10 protein-coding genes are annotated in these 16,063 nt (G+C 60.4%); 2 read left to right on the top strand and 8 right to left on the bottom strand.

The genetic code is table 11. The features are described from left to right. Positions 1 to 72: 72 nt before the first annotated feature. Both dinG and ABVT36_RS01305 read right to left on the bottom strand, forming a co-directional pair. Entirely contained in the window at positions 73 to 2,220 is a 2,148-nt protein-coding gene (gene dinG / locus ABVT36_RS01310; protein ID WP_368455060.1) for an ATP-dependent DNA helicase DinG, read from the bottom strand. A gap of 75 nt (positions 2,221 to 2,295) precedes the next feature. After that, complete coding sequence (locus ABVT36_RS01305; protein ID WP_368454895.1) at positions 2,296 to 3,465, bottom strand: 1-acyl-sn-glycerol-3-phosphate acyltransferase; 1,170 nt, start codon at positions 3,463 to 3,465, stop codon at positions 2,296 to 2,298. 335 nt (positions 3,466 to 3,800) lie between these two features. Here ABVT36_RS01305 and nhaC point away from each other — a divergent pair, with 335 nt between their 5' ends. Further along, entirely contained in the window at positions 3,801 to 5,306 is a 1,506-nt protein-coding gene (gene nhaC / locus ABVT36_RS01300; protein WP_368454894.1) for a Na+/H+ antiporter NhaC, read from the top strand. A gap of 1,113 nt (positions 5,307 to 6,419) precedes the next feature. Next, entirely contained in the window at positions 6,420 to 8,042 is a 1,623-nt protein-coding gene (pgi, locus tag ABVT36_RS01295; RefSeq protein WP_368454893.1) for a glucose-6-phosphate isomerase, read from the top strand. 23 nt (positions 8,043 to 8,065) lie between these two features. Here pgi and ABVT36_RS01290 read toward each other — a convergent pair whose 3' ends face one another. From ABVT36_RS01290 to ABVT36_RS01265, 6 genes are all read right to left on the bottom strand, one after another. Further along, positions 8,066 to 8,839, bottom strand: a complete 774-nt coding sequence (locus ABVT36_RS01290) for a slipin family protein (protein WP_367148546.1) — start codon at positions 8,837 to 8,839, stop codon at positions 8,066 to 8,068. A gap of 36 nt (positions 8,840 to 8,875) precedes the next feature. Next, on the bottom strand, positions 8,876 to 10,318 hold the full coding sequence (locus ABVT36_RS01285) for a nodulation protein NfeD (protein WP_368454892.1): 1,443 nt from the start codon (positions 10,316 to 10,318) through the stop codon (positions 8,876 to 8,878). 87 nt (positions 10,319 to 10,405) lie between these two features. After that, positions 10,406 to 12,070 (bottom strand): gamma-glutamyltransferase, encoded by a 1,665-nt coding sequence (gene ggt, locus ABVT36_RS01280; protein WP_368454890.1) that lies wholly within the window; start codon positions 12,068 to 12,070, stop codon positions 10,406 to 10,408. 69 nt (positions 12,071 to 12,139) lie between these two features. After that, positions 12,140 to 13,156: an aspartate carbamoyltransferase gene (locus tag ABVT36_RS01275; protein WP_368454889.1), complete on the bottom strand. Its 1,017-nt coding sequence runs from the start codon at positions 13,154 to 13,156 to the stop codon at positions 12,140 to 12,142. A 354-nt stretch (positions 13,157 to 13,510) separates the two neighbouring features. Next, positions 13,511 to 14,947: an exodeoxyribonuclease I gene (gene sbcB / locus ABVT36_RS01270; RefSeq protein WP_368454888.1), complete on the bottom strand. Its 1,437-nt coding sequence runs from the start codon at positions 14,945 to 14,947 to the stop codon at positions 13,511 to 13,513. Positions 14,948 to 15,496: 549 nt separating this feature from the next. Next, a complete protein-coding gene (locus ABVT36_RS01265) occupies positions 15,497 to 15,982 on the bottom strand; it encodes an N-acetyltransferase family protein (RefSeq protein WP_368454887.1) in 486 nt (161 codons plus the stop codon). Between the last annotated feature and the right edge of the window lie 81 nt (positions 15,983 to 16,063).

The following is a 16,063-nucleotide window of genomic DNA, read 5'->3' as shown; positions in this document are numbered from 1 at the left end:
CCTGTTCACAATCAATTCGACGATCCCTGCTAGGGTTAACGGTTCACAGCGCCCCCGGAGTGAGCCGTCCCGCTACTCGATATGACGGCTGAAAGGGGGCAGCGAATCGAGCATCGCGCGCCCGTAGCGCCGGCTGACAACACGTCTGTCCAGCAGGGTCACAGTGCCGCTGTCCACCTCGGTACGCAACAGGCGTCCACAGGCCTGGACCAGCTTCAACGCTGCATCCGGCACTGTAATCTGCATGAAAGGGTTGCCTCCACGGGTCTGGACCCACTCCGCCAATGCCGCATCGATCGGATCATCAGGCACTGAAAATGGCAGCTTGGCCACCACCACATGCCGGCAATAAGCGCCCGGCAGGTCCAGCCCCTCGGCGAAGCTGGCGAGCCCAAACAGGACACTGTGGCCGCCGCTGTCCACCACCTCCCGGTGCATTTCCAGCAGCTGCCGACGGGACTTTTGTCCCTGCATCAGTATTCGCTGACGCCAGTCATCGGGCAGAGCCTCGCACACCGTTTCCATCTGTCGCCGTGACGAAAACAGCACCAGTGCTCCCGCCGACTCCTCCAGAATTTGCGGCAGAGCCCGCACCACCGCATCCGTGTGGCGGTCACTGTCACCCGCATCCACGGCACTGGCCGGCACCTGTAAAGTCGCGCGGGAGAAATCGAATGGGCTGGGCACCACCAGATAAGTGGCGCTGTCGGGGGTGCCCGCACGCATTTTCAGGCGGTCGAAACGCCCCAGGGCGGTCAGTGTCGCGGAGGTGAGCACGGCGCCATAGCAGCGGCGCCAGAGGCTGTGGTTCAGTGTATCGCCCGCGAGAATCGGCGAGCAACATACCTCAAAGTCTATGCCGCCACTCCGTTCCACCAGCGTTACCCAGCGCGCCCGGGGCACGGACCCGGCTTCATCCGCCCGCGCGTAGCTGGCCCACAGCAGCAGGTTGGCCTCGCCCCGACCGTGCCAGCTGCCAAGCACTGGATACCATCGCTGTAAATCCACCTCCGGCACCGGGCTGTAGGGATCCTCCAGCAGTCGCTGGACAGTCTGCAGCATTTTGCCCAGCAGGTCGTGCAGCTGGTCAAACTCCTCGCGCAACTTTTCCGCCAGCTGCATCAAAGGCTCCGGCACCACACCGCCGTCAAAGCGATACCTCGCGCTGGCACCGCGGGCCCTTTGATCCTCGAACTCACAAATCTGCTCAATCAGCGGCCACATTTGCTCCAGGCCCTGCTTCGCGGACGCCATTGCCGCCGGCAGCTGCTCCCCGCACCGATCCAGATCGCCGCCATCGCCAATCTCAGCCAGCATCTGCGCGAGATTCTTGTTGGCCTGGTCCAGCCAGCCGCTGGAGGCACCGATGCGACTGTGGTGGGAAAAGTGGCTCAAGGCCTTTTCCGGCAGGTGGTGCGCCTCGTCCAGCACATAGATGCTCTCTTCCGGGGGTGGCAGAATGGCTCCTCCCCCAAGGGCCAGATCCGCCATCAACAGATCGTGATTCGCCACTATCACCCGGGCTTTACCCAGGCTCTCCCGGGCGCGAAAGAAGCTGCACTTGCTCACATGCTGGCAGCGCCGGCCGCTGCACTGGCGGTGATCGGTAGTAATGTGGCTCCAGTCGGCCGCCGCAATGGTGTCGGGCCAGTTGTCCCTATCCCCGTCCCAGGCGCCGGAGGCCAGCTGGTCGGCCATGCTGCGATAGAGCTTGACGCCGGCCTCATCCGGCTGCTGGGGCTGCTCGTCCGGGTAGAGGCCCATATTGAACGCCTGTGTATCCGGCGAGAAACTCGACAGCAACTGGTCCAGTTTGCTCAGGCAGAGATAGCGTCCCCGCCCCTTGGCGAGGCTGATATCGAACTGCAGGCCGCTGTACTGGGCCACCTCGGGCAGGTCCTTGTGTACCAGTTGCTCCTGGAGCGCCACCGTCGCGGTGGACACCACCAGGGTTTTGTCACTGGCCTCCGCCAGCGGGATGGCGGCCAGCAAATAGGCAACCGTCTTGCCGGTGCCGGTGCCGCCCTCCACCACACAGATATGCTCGCCATCGGTTTTTTCCGCGTCCCGCGCTCCGCTGCTGTCCTGGGCGATACCGCCGAGCGTGCGGGCGATGGCCGCTACCATCAGCTTCTGGCCGTAGCGGGCTTTCAACTCACGGCCGTTTAAAAACTGGCTGTAGGCGGCCTGAATGGCCTTCTTTTGCGGATCTTTCAGCACTTGGGAATAGTGGGCAAGAGGTTTGTCTGGATACTGGGCGGCATTATCCACGAACCACCCGGCACCCTCCAGTCATTACCGGTAAGCCAGTTTGGACACCACCGGGTTGGCGTAGGCCTGCAGGGCCTTGGGGCGCCAGCGCTGGTCGATATGCTGCATACGCTGCTCGAACTGCCGCCGGATATCCCCGTCTGCATCGGCACTCCAGGGCCTCTGTGGCCAGGACACCGGCAGGTCCGGGGTCTCCCCGTAGAGCATCTCGTAGGCGATCAGGTTGGTGGGGTGCAGCACATAGTTGCCAATAACCTGCCGGTCTATCTCTTCCGCAAGGCTGCTGACATCGGCGCAATCCCCCTCAATGGGGGTGCCGAAAGCCGCGTGGACATGCCCTTTGTGACCAACCACGCCCTTGGCGATAGCGCCCAAGTCCTCGTGTTCGGCCTTGCGATAGGCCTCCCGGTGCTCTTTGACGTACAGCTCTTTGGCTTTCCTACGGTCACAGGGATCCCACTCATAGGAGATCGCCAGGGGCACTATGTGCAGCTGGCGCCAAAAATCGGCGAAGGAGGTCTCCCGGTCCTTGGTCATCGCAAACATGGCCGCCAGTGCCGGATTGGTACGGTCCATTCCATCCTTGGCGCGCCCGGACATCTGGGCGATCCACACATGCTCATTGTCGTGCACGATTGAATGGTAAATATAATTTGACAGCTCAGTGGCCGCCTGCAGCTTCTCGCGGCGGTTGCTGGACTCGCGCCTCACGGTAAAACACTTGTTCAGCTTCATGATATCGGTGGCAAACTGCTTCGAAAGCAGATTGTCGCCAATGGCGATACGGGCTGTTTCGTGCCCTTCCTTGTACATGGCCAGAATCGACAGCGCCGGATCCATGGCGATATCCCGGTGGTTGCTCACGAACAGACAGGCGCGGTCCCGCGGCAGTGTGTCGAGCCCGGAGATAGTCAGGCCGCTGCTGGTGCGGTTCACCACCATGTCCAGGTACCGGGACACCACCTTCTGCACACCGCGCACATCCTTCACGCCGCGGAACTCAAAGCGCACAAACTGCCGTACCAGCCAGGCCACAGGCCCCTCCAGCCTGGCCAGTTTCGGCACCAACAAGTGTGCTGCCGCGTGGGACATTTCCGGATCGGCGATCAGGCGATCCAGCACATCGCGCACCTCCTCGTCGCGATAGGGGCGGATTTCGTCAAACCGGGAGCTATCCCAATCACCTGCTGTCATGCAATCATCACCTAAACCTGCCTGTGGACGCCATGCCACCTTCCGTCACGCCCCAGACCCGCGGCCGTGAACCCGGCGCACCATATTGCCGGGAAACCGCGGCACTATAAAGGTGCCGCCGGCCGTTCGCTGGGGCCGGGTAGCCCGGTCGTGCCGGCGCAGAACATACCGGAAGCACCGGCGAACTGCCAGCGCAAAAGCGACCGGCCCCTATGGACAGTTGGAGGTGCAGTCGCCAGAATAGCCCGCTGATCAAGGCTTGCGATGATCCACAACAACGATAAAACGACACCCAGTGGCTTCCCAAGAGCCTCGCAGCAAACCAGGAGTCCAGCTTGAACCAGCCAGATACCAGTTCCACCCCCCGCACCCCCAGCCTCGGGGACTCCCTGCTCCCGCTGGGTATCCTGATCGCCCTGCTGTCACTGTCGGTCTACCTCTACGGCTCCGACTCCTCCTATGGGCCCAATCAGATAGCGCTGCTGTTGTGCGCCGGCGTCGCGGCGCTGATGGGCATGAAGAACGGTCGCAGCTGGCGCGATATGGAAGACGGCATGCTGAAAGGCATAGGGCTGGTGTTCGGCGCCATACTGATACTGCTGGCGGTGGGTGCCCTGATCGGCAGCTGGATTCTGGCGGGTACGGTCCCGTCGATGATTTACTACGGGGTACAGATACTGTCGCCGCAGTGGTTCTACGCCGCCAGCTGTGTCATCTGCGCCATAGTGGGCCTCAGCATCGGTTCCAGCTGGACCACCGCCGGCACCCTGGGTGTGGCACTGATGGGGATTGCCGCCGCCCTGGGCCTGTCCCCGGCAATAACCGCCGGGGCAGTAATTTCCGGCGCCTATTTCGGCGACAAGATGTCCCCCCTGTCCGACACCACCAATGTCGCCGCGGCGGTGACCTCCAACGACCTTTTCCTGCACATCCGCCACATGCTCTGGACCACCATGCCGGCGTTTGTCATCGCCCTGGTGATCTTCGCGGTAATCGGCCTGTCAGCGGAAACCGCCAGCACCTCCTCGGCGGATATCCAATTGCTGCTGGGTGCGCTGCAGGAGGAGTTCAATATCTCCAGCGTCAGCCTGCTGCCACTGGTGCTGCTGCTGTTTATGGCCTGGCGTAAGATCCCCGCCTACCCCACCCTCATCATCGGCGCCCTGGTGGGCTGCGTCATCGCACTCATCTTCGAACCGGAGACGGCGCGCCGGCTGGGGGGTGGTGAGGGCTCCCTGGCGGGTCTCAAAGGCGCCTGGCACAGCCTTTTCGACGGCTACAAATCCTCCTCCAGCAATGAGAATGTTGCCGAGCTGCTGTCCAAGGGCGGCATGAGCAGCATGCTCAACACCATCTGGCTGATTATTTCCGCCATGGCATTTGGCGGCGCCATGGAGCGGGCCGGATTCCTCGAGCGGATAGTCCACTGGGCCCTGTCCCGGGTGCGCACCGTGGGCGGCCTTATCACCTCGACGGTGCTCACCTGCTTCGGCATGAACGCCGCCGCCGGCGACCAGTATATGGCCATCATCATCCCCGGCCGTATGTTTCGCGACGCCTTTGCGGAAAAGGGCCTGCACGGCCTGAACCTGTCGCGCACACTGGAAGACTCGGGCACCATCACCTCCGTGCTGATTCCCTGGAACACCTGCGGCGCCTATATGAGCGCCACCCTTGGCATCGCCACCTTTGCCTACGCGCCCTTTGCGCTGTTCAACATCCTCTGCCCGCTGATGGCAATCACCTACGGCTGGCTTCACTTCAAGCAAATGCCACTGCCATCGGAAGCTTCAGAGCCGGCACTGGAACCCGATAGCCAGATGGCATCGAAATCGTCTTAATGACTTGTTGAAAAGCCTTCCCTGGCTTTTTTCAAAAGCCAGCGAGGTTGATCCCTGGCTGATGCGCGCCGACCGCACACTTCTCACAGTTTGTGTAAAGGCGCCCGATGGAGCCACCCCTGCGGCGGCACTTGTGAACCGGCCAGGTAAAAGCATGGCGAAAGGCGCTGCGTTTTGGAAAAAAAACAGTGGCGCGGCATTTCATCCCCACAAAAAATATTTTCCCGGACCAGGGACCGTCGGCAGGGGCGGGTGACAGAAAAACCTTTAAATTAAGGTGTTTCCGTGCGCCAAACTGGCACCATAAACACCCCAACTTCATCGGTGGCAGCTATTTAAACAGTACGCCTATTACACTCCATTGGGCGGTTCCTTTGTAGAAAATATTTTTGCAAAGCCGGCCGAACGGATGACGTTTTATTGGCTATGCTAATGGCTAACATCAACGGAAAGGAGTTAGGGGATGAATTTCACTCCAGCCAAGTACTTACTGGGAATTATCGGTGCACTGATTCTAGCCGGCTGTTGCGCAGCGCCTCCCGCGCCCGTTGCTTGCCCTCCAGGCGCTGAACAGATTCCTATGTCCATGGCCTGTCCTGCGGACGCGGATTGTTGGATGGCTTCGGATCAGGTTCGGTGCATGAAAGTGGTCAAGTGAGATCACCGTCGAACAGGCCCAGTATGGTGATACATACCGGGTCCTGTTCACACCATTAACCCGGCAATCGAGTAGATGGCTTTTCATCTATCGGATTGTCGCCGTTGAAATCCTGCGCAAACACGCGTAACCGTCGCTATTTCAAATGGCCCCCAGCGGCGCTTCCCTGTGCCTCATTGAGCCGACAACCTTTGCGGTTGCCGCGTGAATGCAATGGGTGGCCACTGCGGAGGCGTTTTTTCAGCCAGCGGTTTGCCCGAATTCCCACAGATGCCCTTCCGCGGCGAAGCCCGCTGCAGTTATTTTCAACTCCTTAGTCCTGGCTAGATTCGCGGTTTGCGGATAGCATTGTGCGTCCATTCGGCCAACCCGGGCGCTCCGCGATCCCGCCCCGGTTCCTGGGACGACAATCCCGCACGGCCTCCCGTGAATCAAGAGCAACAACATAAATCGACATGACCAGCGAAAACTCGGCCAACAGTCGCTTTGCCGCTATCGCCCGACTCAAATCCCACCGACAGCAAAACCAATGGTCCCTGCGCGACCTGTTTGCCAGTGATGGGGGGCGGGCACAGCGTTATAGCGCAACGGCGAACGGACTCTACCTGGACTACAGCAAGAACCATCTGCGGGAAGAGACCCTGCAGCTTCTCCTCGACTATGCACAGCAAATCTCGCTGCGCAGCCAGATAGACGAACTGCTGTCCGGCGGCAACATCAATAACACCGAACACCGCCCGGCACTGCATACGGCGCTGCGGTTTCAGGGTGAGCCCCGCAACGAACACGAGCTTGCGGTGGCGGACTGCCGCGCGCAGATGCGCGACTTCGCAGAGCGGGTATACGAGGGCCAATGGCGGGGATTTTCCGGCAAACCCATCCGCCATATCGTGAATATCGGCATCGGCGGTTCCGACCTGGGACCGCGCATGGTGGTCGAGGCGCTGCGACCCTGGCACCGCACCGGTATTGCAGTGCACTTTGTCGCCAATATCGATGGTGCCGACTTGAGTGACACTCTGGAGACACTGTGCCCCGAGGAAACCCTGTTTATCATCGCCTCCAAATCCTTTTCCACGCTGGAAACCAGGCACAATGGGCTGTCCGCCCGCGCCTGGATGCTAGGGGCCGGCTGCGCCGAGACACAGCTGGCGCAACACTTCGTGGCAGTGAGCAGCAATATCGTCGCGGCACAGGATTTCGGTATCTCCGCCGACAATATTTTCCCCATGTGGAGCTGGGTGGGGGGGCGCTACTCCCTCTGGTCCGCCATAGGACTTCCCATTGCCCTGGCCTGTGGTTTTGACGTCTATCAGCAGCTGCTCGCCGGTGCCCATGCAATGGACCGGCACTTCGCCGATACTCCAGCGAGTGAAAACCTGCCTATCCTGATGGCGCTGATCCACTTCTGGTACCGCCAGTGCTGGGGCGCCACCAGCCAGGTGGTACTGCCCTATGCACAGCGGCTGGCGAAATTCCCCGCCTGGTTACAACAACTGGATATGGAGAGTCTCGGCAAAAGCGTGGACCGGCAGGGGCAGCCGCTCCACTACCCCAGTGGCAGTGTTATCTGGGGGACCGAGGGCAGCAACGGCCAGCACTCCTTCCACCAGCTGCTGCATCAGGGTACCGACCTGATTCCGGCGGATTTTATCACCATCCGGGAACCCACCTCAGAGCTGCATGAACAACACAGGTGGCTGCTGTCCTGCTGCCTCAGCCAGAGCCAGGCGCTGCTGCAGGGCAAAAGCCTGCGCGAGGCGCACCGGGAACTGGAGGATCAGGGCTATACCCACCGCGAGGCCCACGCCCTGGCGCCGCACAAGATGGTACCCGGCAACCGGCCCAGCAACACGCTGATCGTCGAGAAACTCGACCCTTTCAATCTCGGCGCACTGCTGGCCCTGTATGAGCACAAGGTATTTGTGGGCGGCTGCCTGCTGGGCATCAATCCCTTTGACCAGTGGGGAGTGGAATTGGGCAAAGAGCTGGGAGCCAGGGTCTATGCAGCCGCGGGGGCGGAGGCGCCGGAGGACTGGGATGGATCGACCCGCGAGCTGCTCAAGCGCCTCTTCTGACCGGCACACTGCCACCCGTGGGATTAATCCCTAACCGGACTCCTGTCCCCGTTGAACTGTTTCAGCATCGGCTGGATCAGGTCCAGTGGCAGTGGGAATACGATGGTGGAATTCTTCTCGCCGGCGATGTCGATCAGCGTCTGCATATAGCGCAGCGTCATGGCGTTGGTATTTTTCGACAGCTGGTCCGCCGCCTCGGTCAGTTTCAGCGCGGCCTGGGCCTCGCCCTCCGCGTGAATCACCTTGGCCCGGCGGGAACGCTCTGCCTCCGCCTGCCGGGCGATGGCGCGAATCATGCTTTCGTCCAGGTCGATATGCTTGATTTCCACATTGGTGACCTTGACGCCCCAGGCATCCGTTTGCTCGTCGAGAATCTGCTGGATGTCGATATTGAGCTTGTCCCTTTCCGACAGCATCTCATCCAGTTCGTGCTTGCCGAGCACCGAACGCAGTGTCGTTTGCGACAGCTGACTCACCGCCTCGTGGTAATTCTCCACATTGATGATGGCCGATTGCGGATTCACAACCCGGTAATAAACCACCGCATTCACCTTGACCGATACGTTGTCGCGGCTGATAACGTCCTGGGTTGGCACATCCATCACCACCGTGCGCAAATCCACCCGCTCCATAGTCTGGATGATGGGGATGATGATGATCAGCCCCGGACCCTTCACCGCCTGGAAGCGGCCGAGAAAAAACACCACCGCCCGCTCGTACTCGCGCAGGATGCGGATGGCGTACATGACGATCAGCACGATCGCCGCGACTAGAAGCCCCAAAAAATAGCTGACCATATCGGTCCTCCTGTTTCAGTTCCTTCTCTCAGTGCTTTATTCGGGTTTTACGCTCAGGGTCAGTCCGTGTTGCTCCACAATGGTCACCTGCTGCCCGGGCACCAGTGGCTGCTCGCAGCTGGCACTCCAGATTTCCCCACCCACATGGACCAGAATGTCGCCGCCCTGTATTTCCATCACCACCGCCTGGCGCCCCACCAGAGCCTGCTCCACCACCGGGCGGGGCTTGCGCAGACTGCGCCCCGCCGCCGTCAACAACGCCAGCAGCAAGAGTCCACTGACACCGGCGATAGCGCCGATCAGTTTTCGCGACACCTGCATACCCGGCACATCGCTGTCGATCAGCATCACCGACCCTATCACCAGCGCTATCACGCCGCCTATGCCGAGCGCGCCAAAACTCGGCATAAACACTTCCGCCACAATCAGCAGTGCACCGAGAATAATCAGCGCCAGCCCAGCGTAGTTGATCGGCAGCACCTGCAGTGCGTAAAAGGCCAGCAGCAGGCAGATAATACCGACGATGCCGGGCACCAGTGCGCCCGGGTTGTAGCCTTCGAAAATCAAGCCGTAGATACCGATCAGCAGCAGAATATAGGCCACCTGGGGATTGGTGATCAGCGCCAGCAGTTCATTGCGCCAGTCCGGCTCGTAGCGCTGCACCGGAAGTTCGGCGACGTCCTCGGCGATCGTCACCTCTCCCGACTCCAGCACGACTTTGCGACCGGCAATCTGCTGTAACAGGTCCGTGGGGTCCTTCGCCACTATGTCGATGACATTGTCCCGCAGCGCCTCTTTGGCGGTCAGTGTTGCCGCATCGCGCACAGCCTTTTCGGCCCACTCGGCGTTGCGGCCGTGGCGGTTGGCAAGCCCGCGGATAAACGCCACAGCATCGTTGGTAACCTTGCGCTCCATCGCCGTGCTGCCACTCGCTTTTGCGGTGGCCTCATCTCCGTTTTTTTTCTCCGCATCGGCATCTTCCTTACCGCCGGAGTCGCCCGAATCGTCACTGCCCGGTTGCGACCCGGGTTGCGGCTGCCCCGGCATACCCCCCATCTGCACGGGTGTGGCGGCTCCCAGCGTGGTGGCGGGCGCCATCGCCGCTATATGGCTGGCATAGAGAATATAAGTGCCCGCGCTGGCAGCGCGGGCGCCGGAAGGATAAACGTAAGTTACGACGGGAATCCGGGCCGCAAGGATATGCTTGATAATGTCCCGGGTGGCGGCGTCCAGACCGCCGGGAGTGTCCATTTCGATAACAAACAGCTGACCGCCATTGTCCTCGGACTCTTCCATAGCCCGGAGCAGGTAATCAGTGGTCGCCGGTCCTATGGCGCCCTTGATTGTGAACAGCGCCACATGAGCGCGTGCCTCCGCCTGCTCTGTTGCCTGCCCTGCCGCAAGCATCGCCACCCCAAAAAACAGCAGTGCGGCGCACAGAAACAACCCCCTTGAAACCCCTGCAAATCGGTTCAGCATGGCACCAATCCTGGATGCGAGTGTGGCGGTGAACCCAGAGTAACAGAAATCTCCAGTGATGGTAGCGCTTAGGGCCTGTAACTGATGTCAGTCGAAAAATATTACCCGTGAATCGCCGCGGCCACTGGATTGGGAGGCGGCATCAAGCTTTCCGCCACGCTGCAGTATCACCTGCAGATCCCCGAAGCCGCGGGGGTCCAGCTGATAGCCCATACCGCTGAGATCCCCCAGGACAGAGGCATCCAAATGCCCGTGATGGCGAATCGTATCCCGCGGCCACAGCTGGTGGTGAAACCGCGGTGAATCGACCACCTGCTGGGCGCTCATGTCAAACGCCAGCGCATTCAGGATCGACTGGTAAACACTGGTGATAATGGTAGTACCGCCGGGTGACCCGGTCACCATCTCCACCTCCCCTTCCCTGAGCACAATGGTCGGACTCATCGAGGACAGCATACGCTTGTGGGGTTGTATTTCATTGGCCTTGCCGCCCAGGGCGCCGAACACATTCGCCACCCCCGGCTTGACGCTGAAATCATCCATTTCATCGTTGAGCAGAAACCCTGCCCCCCGGACCACAACCCCGCTGCCAAAACTGAGATTAATGGTGGTGGTGTTGGACACCGCATTGCCCCATCGGTCCAGGATGGAAAAGTGGGTCGTGTCCTCACTCTCCTTCAGGCCGGGCCGCACCGCCGGTGTTGGGGAGATCTCCGCCAGGTTGAGTTCGGCGCTGCGTTTGCGGATATACCCTTCCGCCAGTAGGGCATCTACCGGCACAGCGTAGAAATCCGGATCCCCCAAATATTCCGCCCGGTCGGCGAATACGCGTTTGCCGATCTCAGCCAGCAGGTGCGCGTATTCAGGGCTGTTATGTGCCGGAGATTGCCCGCCGCGGGTGGCCCGGTCATACATTTTCAGCCACTGCAACACCGCGATACCGCCGGAACTGGGTGGCGGTGCCGCCACAATCTCCCGACCCCGCCAGCGGGCGACAATCGGCTGGCGCCACTTGGCCTTGTAGGCGGCGAGATCCGCTTCGGTAATCAGGCCGCCCTCCTCGCGCATAAAACGGGCGATCAGCGCCGCCGTCTCACCGCGGTAAAACCCGTCCATTCCCTCTTCGCGGATACGGCGCAGGGTCGCCGCAAGTTCCGGCTGGCGAAACACCTCGCCGGCCCTCATACGGCCAAAATACTGGGGGAAATTGACCGAAGGGTGGGTTTTGCCCACTGCCTGCGCGTAATCCGCCACCTCCCGCGCAAGCTGGTCCGGCACCACAAAACCCTTTTCCGCGAGTTCCACGGCCGGCTGTACCAGGTCCGCCCAGCGCATGCTGCCATGACGCTGGTGGGCCTGCCACATACCCGCCACAGTACCCGGCACACCAGAGGCCAGGACGCCGTAGAGGGACAGGTCTGGAACCACCGCACCATCCCGGTCCAGGAACATATCCCGGCTGGCGGCGCCCGGGGCCGTTTCCCGGTAGTCGAGAAAATACTGGCCGCCATCCTTGTGGATCAGCATAAATCCACCACCGCCGATATTGCCGGCTTCCGGCAAAGTTACCGCCAGCACAAACTGCGCGGCAATGGCGGCGTCGACGGCATTGCCGCCGCTGGCCAATACGTCGCTGGCCACTTGCGCACTGAAACTATCCGGCATGGCCACCGCCGCCCGGTCGCCCCGCTCCCCCGCAAGCGTGGCAGCGGCGAACCAAAACGACATAAAAAACAAGCAGATAAAGCGCACAGACTTCCCCCTCTTTATTGCTTTAATTTCGATCCAGGTTGCAAACCCCGGCGAAGAAGACAGCCGCCGTCACACCGGCGAGCGGCGACTGTGCCAGCGCACCGGACAGGCGTAGTCGTCCACCAGTTCTTCAACACCCAGCAGCATGGCGAACAGCGCCATGCGCACCAACAAGCCATTGTCGGTTTGCCTGAATATCGCCAGGCCGGGATGCTCGTTGAGATCCGTATCCAGCTCATTGGCCTCGGCGCGGGAGTCCCGCGGCAGCGGGTGCATGATAACGGTGTTGGGTTCACAGTGACGGGTGAAGATTTCCCGGTTGAGGCGAAAGCGCCCGCGGTACTGGTTGGCCTCCTCCGGAGAGGCAAAGCGCTCCTCCTGAATGCGTGTGGAGTAGACGATATCCACATGGGAAATCGATGCCTCCAACTGATCGGTGATGACCACCTTGTGCCCCGCTGCGCGGAGTTTTTCCACCACCGCTTCCGGCATCGCCAGCTCCGGTGGGGAGACGAAGGTCAGCTGTACCTTGTCGAACAGACACAGAAGCTTGCACAGGGAGTGCACGGTGCGCCCGTATTTGAGATCGCCGATTACAGAGATACGGAAATCGTCCAGGGTGCGACCATTGGCCAGGAGTTCCTTGCGGATGGTATAGAGATCCAGCAGCGCCTGTGTGGGATGCTCATTGGCGCCGTCACCGCCGTTGACCACCGGCACCCGGCTGGCGGCCGCGAACTCAGCCACCGAGCCCTCTTGCGGGTGGCGCATGCAGATAACGTCGCTGTAACCGGACAGCACCCGCGCCGTATCGTAGAGGGATTCCCCCTTGGCCATGGCGCTGGCGGTGATACCGACGGTTTCGCGCACCGTCCCCCCCAACAGGTTGAAGGCGACACCAAAACTCAGGCGGGTTCTGGTACTCGGCTCCAGAAACATATTGCTGAGAATGGCCCCCTCCAGCACCCGGGTAACCTTGCGCCGCTGCGCATAGGGCGCCATGGCATCCGCCACCGCGAACACGCGATCGATATCCCCGCGCTCAAACTGGCACACAGAGAGAATATTGGCTCCGACAAAATCCATCACTACTCCATCTGTAGACGCCACAGCGGCGCCCTTTCTCACTGATGCGCTATTCTACGCCTGCCCCGGCCGGGAGAATAGCGGCCGTGAACACTCTGTTCGGGGGTCTAGGGCCTGTTGACACTAACTGAGATAGCCCTGCTGCTACTGGTTTTGTGGCCTGCAAGGCAGGAATTGCGGAGTGTGGTGGGTCCACATAAGCAATTTCTAACGCCGCAGGGCGCGAAACCAGGGGCAGCCCTTCGGGTTGTGCCGGAAAAGGCGCCACTCTTTGTTGCTCGTCGCTCATTTGGAACAACCAAACCGCGCTCCTCTTGCCTCGATTGGCACCTTTTCTGTCACAACAGGGCCAACTCAGTTAGTGTCAACAGGCCCTAGCAAACTATCACCCCAGGCCTCGAGTTGGTCCAGCAGCGCCGACCGGTCGGGAAACTGCTGGCGCAGCTGCGTCAGCAGCTCGAAATAGGGCTCCAGGGTGATACTGGCACCGGCGGCCGGGTCGGTCAGGCGCCGGTAGCGCCAGGCCTCCCAGCGCTCCCGCTCTGCGGCAGACAGAGTGGTGGGGAAATTGCGCGCCCTTAAACGAAACAACAGCTCCGGCAATCGCTGATCCGCGAAGGGCACCGCCTCCGCCAAGGCCTCGCCGCCGCGCTGTTCCAGCTCCCGGTGCAGGTGACGGCACAGGTCCCGGTCCGCATCGCTGAGAAAACCCTCGTAAAGGCTGGCCTCCACATCCCGGGGCGGAAACTCCCGGTCGAGAAAGACCCGCTCCAGTTTGTCCGCAAGATCCAGGCTCCTGAGACGTTGCCAGTTCGCCTCGCAGGCGGCCCTGTCGATACCCAATTCAGCGGCGCGTCGCTGGTCGAGCATTTTCGCGGGCACTAATACCGGACACTTGTTTAAATGCACCAGTTTCAGCCCCACCGGCAGCTCCCCTTCCCGCAACTGGTCGCGGGGCTTATACAGCCTTTCCCGCAGGTCGTCCGCGTCCAGGTCCAGCAACGGCTGGGGGTCCATGGCCAGGTTGGCGACAATAACAGCGTTGCGATTCACCGGGTGTGCCGCCAGCGGCAGCACATAGGTGAGGTGCCCCTGGCTGGCGGAGACCTTGCCGGACACATGCAGCAGCGGCTTGCGGCTGGGTAGATCGATCCGTCTGGCTGCCTCCCGCTTGTCCCGCATTCGGTATACGTAGTCGTAGAGCTGCGGCTGTCGGCTGCGAATCAACTGTGCCAGCCCGATGGTGGCCCGCACATCGGAGAGTGCGTCGTGTGCGCCCTCGTGGGCAATGTCGTTGGCCTGGGTCAGGGCCTCCAGGCGAAAGGACGGCTGCCCATCCTCCCGTTGCGGCCAGTGGATACCCTCCGGTCGCAGAGCGTAAGTCAGGCGCACCATATCGATGATGTCCCAGCGTCCGTTGCCACCGCGCCATTCGCGTTCGTAGGGGTCCAGCAGATTTCGGTAGAGGGTGTAGCGCGTGACCTCGTCATCGAAGCGCAGGCTGTTGTAACCCACACCACAGGTACCGGGAGCCCCCAACTCGTCCAGAATACGGCGGATAAAGTCAATTTCCGCCACCCCTTCCGCGAGCGCCCGTTGCGGGCTGATCCCGGTCACCAGACTGGCCATGGGCTGTGGCAGGCAATCGCTGGCGGGGCGGCAGTAGAGGGTCAGCGGTTCACCGACAATATTCAGGTCCTCATCGGTACGAATACCCGCAAACTGCGCCGGCTTGTCCGCGGCGGGATCGGTACCCCAGGTTTCGTAGTCGTGCCAAAACAATGTCGTCAAAATCGATTCCCCATTTTTAGTCCAGACTGGAACTGCAAGCCCCTGTGACTGCTTTATATTCGTGCCCGACAATCACAAAGTACCCGTCAGTGGGACCGTTTAAAACTCTGTTTCAGCCTGCCGGGACTGAGAAAACCATGCACAGTTTTTTCCGTAAACGGTTTGCTCCCCAGGCCGGTATATTTCTTATGGCGATCCGGGAACTGGTTAGCTGCCAGCGCCAGACTTTCATGCGGTATCAGGTGCGCCCACGCTCACAGGCCGTCAGTATACCGGCCTGGTGCAACTTGAGTAAGCCGCCCCTGTCCCCGACCCGCTTGCAAAACCGCCGGGCAGCTCCACGAGCGCAGAAGGCCCGCAGGCCCAGCCAGCCATAGCCCGCTTGTGCGGGGGTTTCGCGGGCAAGCGCCACAAGCCCGGGCTGACTTGTTACAGAAAGCCGTAACTAACAAAGCCCTCTATTTATTTGCCAAGACAATAACACCCAAAAGGAGGCGCTCCGCAGGGCGAGCCCGGCAGAGGCGTAGGGCTCCGGATCGACTTTGATTTTTAGGTAGTGACTGCGAAATTTCTAAGGGCGGAACCCTCGAACCTGAAATACTGCTTTTCCATAATTTGCTCGGCGCCAATTGCAGCATAGAATTCGCCTGCCACAGGGTTTGAAGTTTCCGCCGTCCAATCAAGTCGGTTACAACCATTATTAAGAGCATATTTTGCGATAAATTTCATAAGCATCCTGCCAACTCCAAGGCCTCGCGAAGATACCGAAACAAACAGGTCTTTCAGGTAAATCTGCCCGGCTAGTTTTGGCGCAGGATACAACACGGAGATGGTTGCAAAACCGACTACTTGATCTAACTCAGTTTTGGCCAGGAGAACCTGGACCCCGGATATTCTGGAAAATACACGATCCTGGAAATACTCCCTGATATCTGCAATCGCAGAGGCTTTTTCCCCAAAGTAATACTCCTCCAGCTCCCTGAATATAGGCAGTATTTGCTCAACATCGGTTTTTTCAGCAAACAGAATTTTCATAGTTATGTATTGGATAAAGAAACTCTTCAGTCAAACATTTTTTAACTTAGGAAACCTCTGATTAATTCTATAACTGTTAAT

Origin of the sequence: Microbulbifer sp. TYP-18, from assembly GCF_040932045.1 — a bacterium.
Taxonomy (GTDB): Bacteria; Pseudomonadota; Gammaproteobacteria; order Pseudomonadales; family Cellvibrionaceae; genus Microbulbifer.
Note: the sequence above shows the minus strand (reverse complement) of the source record. Positions and strands in the feature narration are given on the sequence as shown.

Coding starts and splice junctions, on each gene's coding strand:
- ABVT36_RS01290 (WP_367148546.1), bottom strand. CDS start 8,839: ATGGTCAGCTATTTTTTGGGGCTTCTAGTCGCGGCGATCGTGCTGATC.
- pgi (WP_368454893.1), top strand. CDS start 6,420: ATGACCAGCGAAAACTCGGCCAACAGTCGCTTTGCCGCTATCGCCCGA.
- ABVT36_RS01285 (WP_368454892.1), bottom strand. CDS start 10,318: ATGCTGAACCGATTTGCAGGGGTTTCAAGGGGGTTGTTTCTGTGCGCC.
- ABVT36_RS01265 (WP_368454887.1), bottom strand. CDS start 15,982: ATGAAAATTCTGTTTGCTGAAAAAACCGATGTTGAGCAAATACTGCCT.
- ABVT36_RS01275 (WP_368454889.1), bottom strand. CDS start 13,156: ATGGATTTTGTCGGAGCCAATATTCTCTCTGTGTGCCAGTTTGAGCGC.
- ABVT36_RS01305 (WP_368454895.1), bottom strand. CDS start 3,465: ATGACAGCAGGTGATTGGGATAGCTCCCGGTTTGACGAAATCCGCCCC.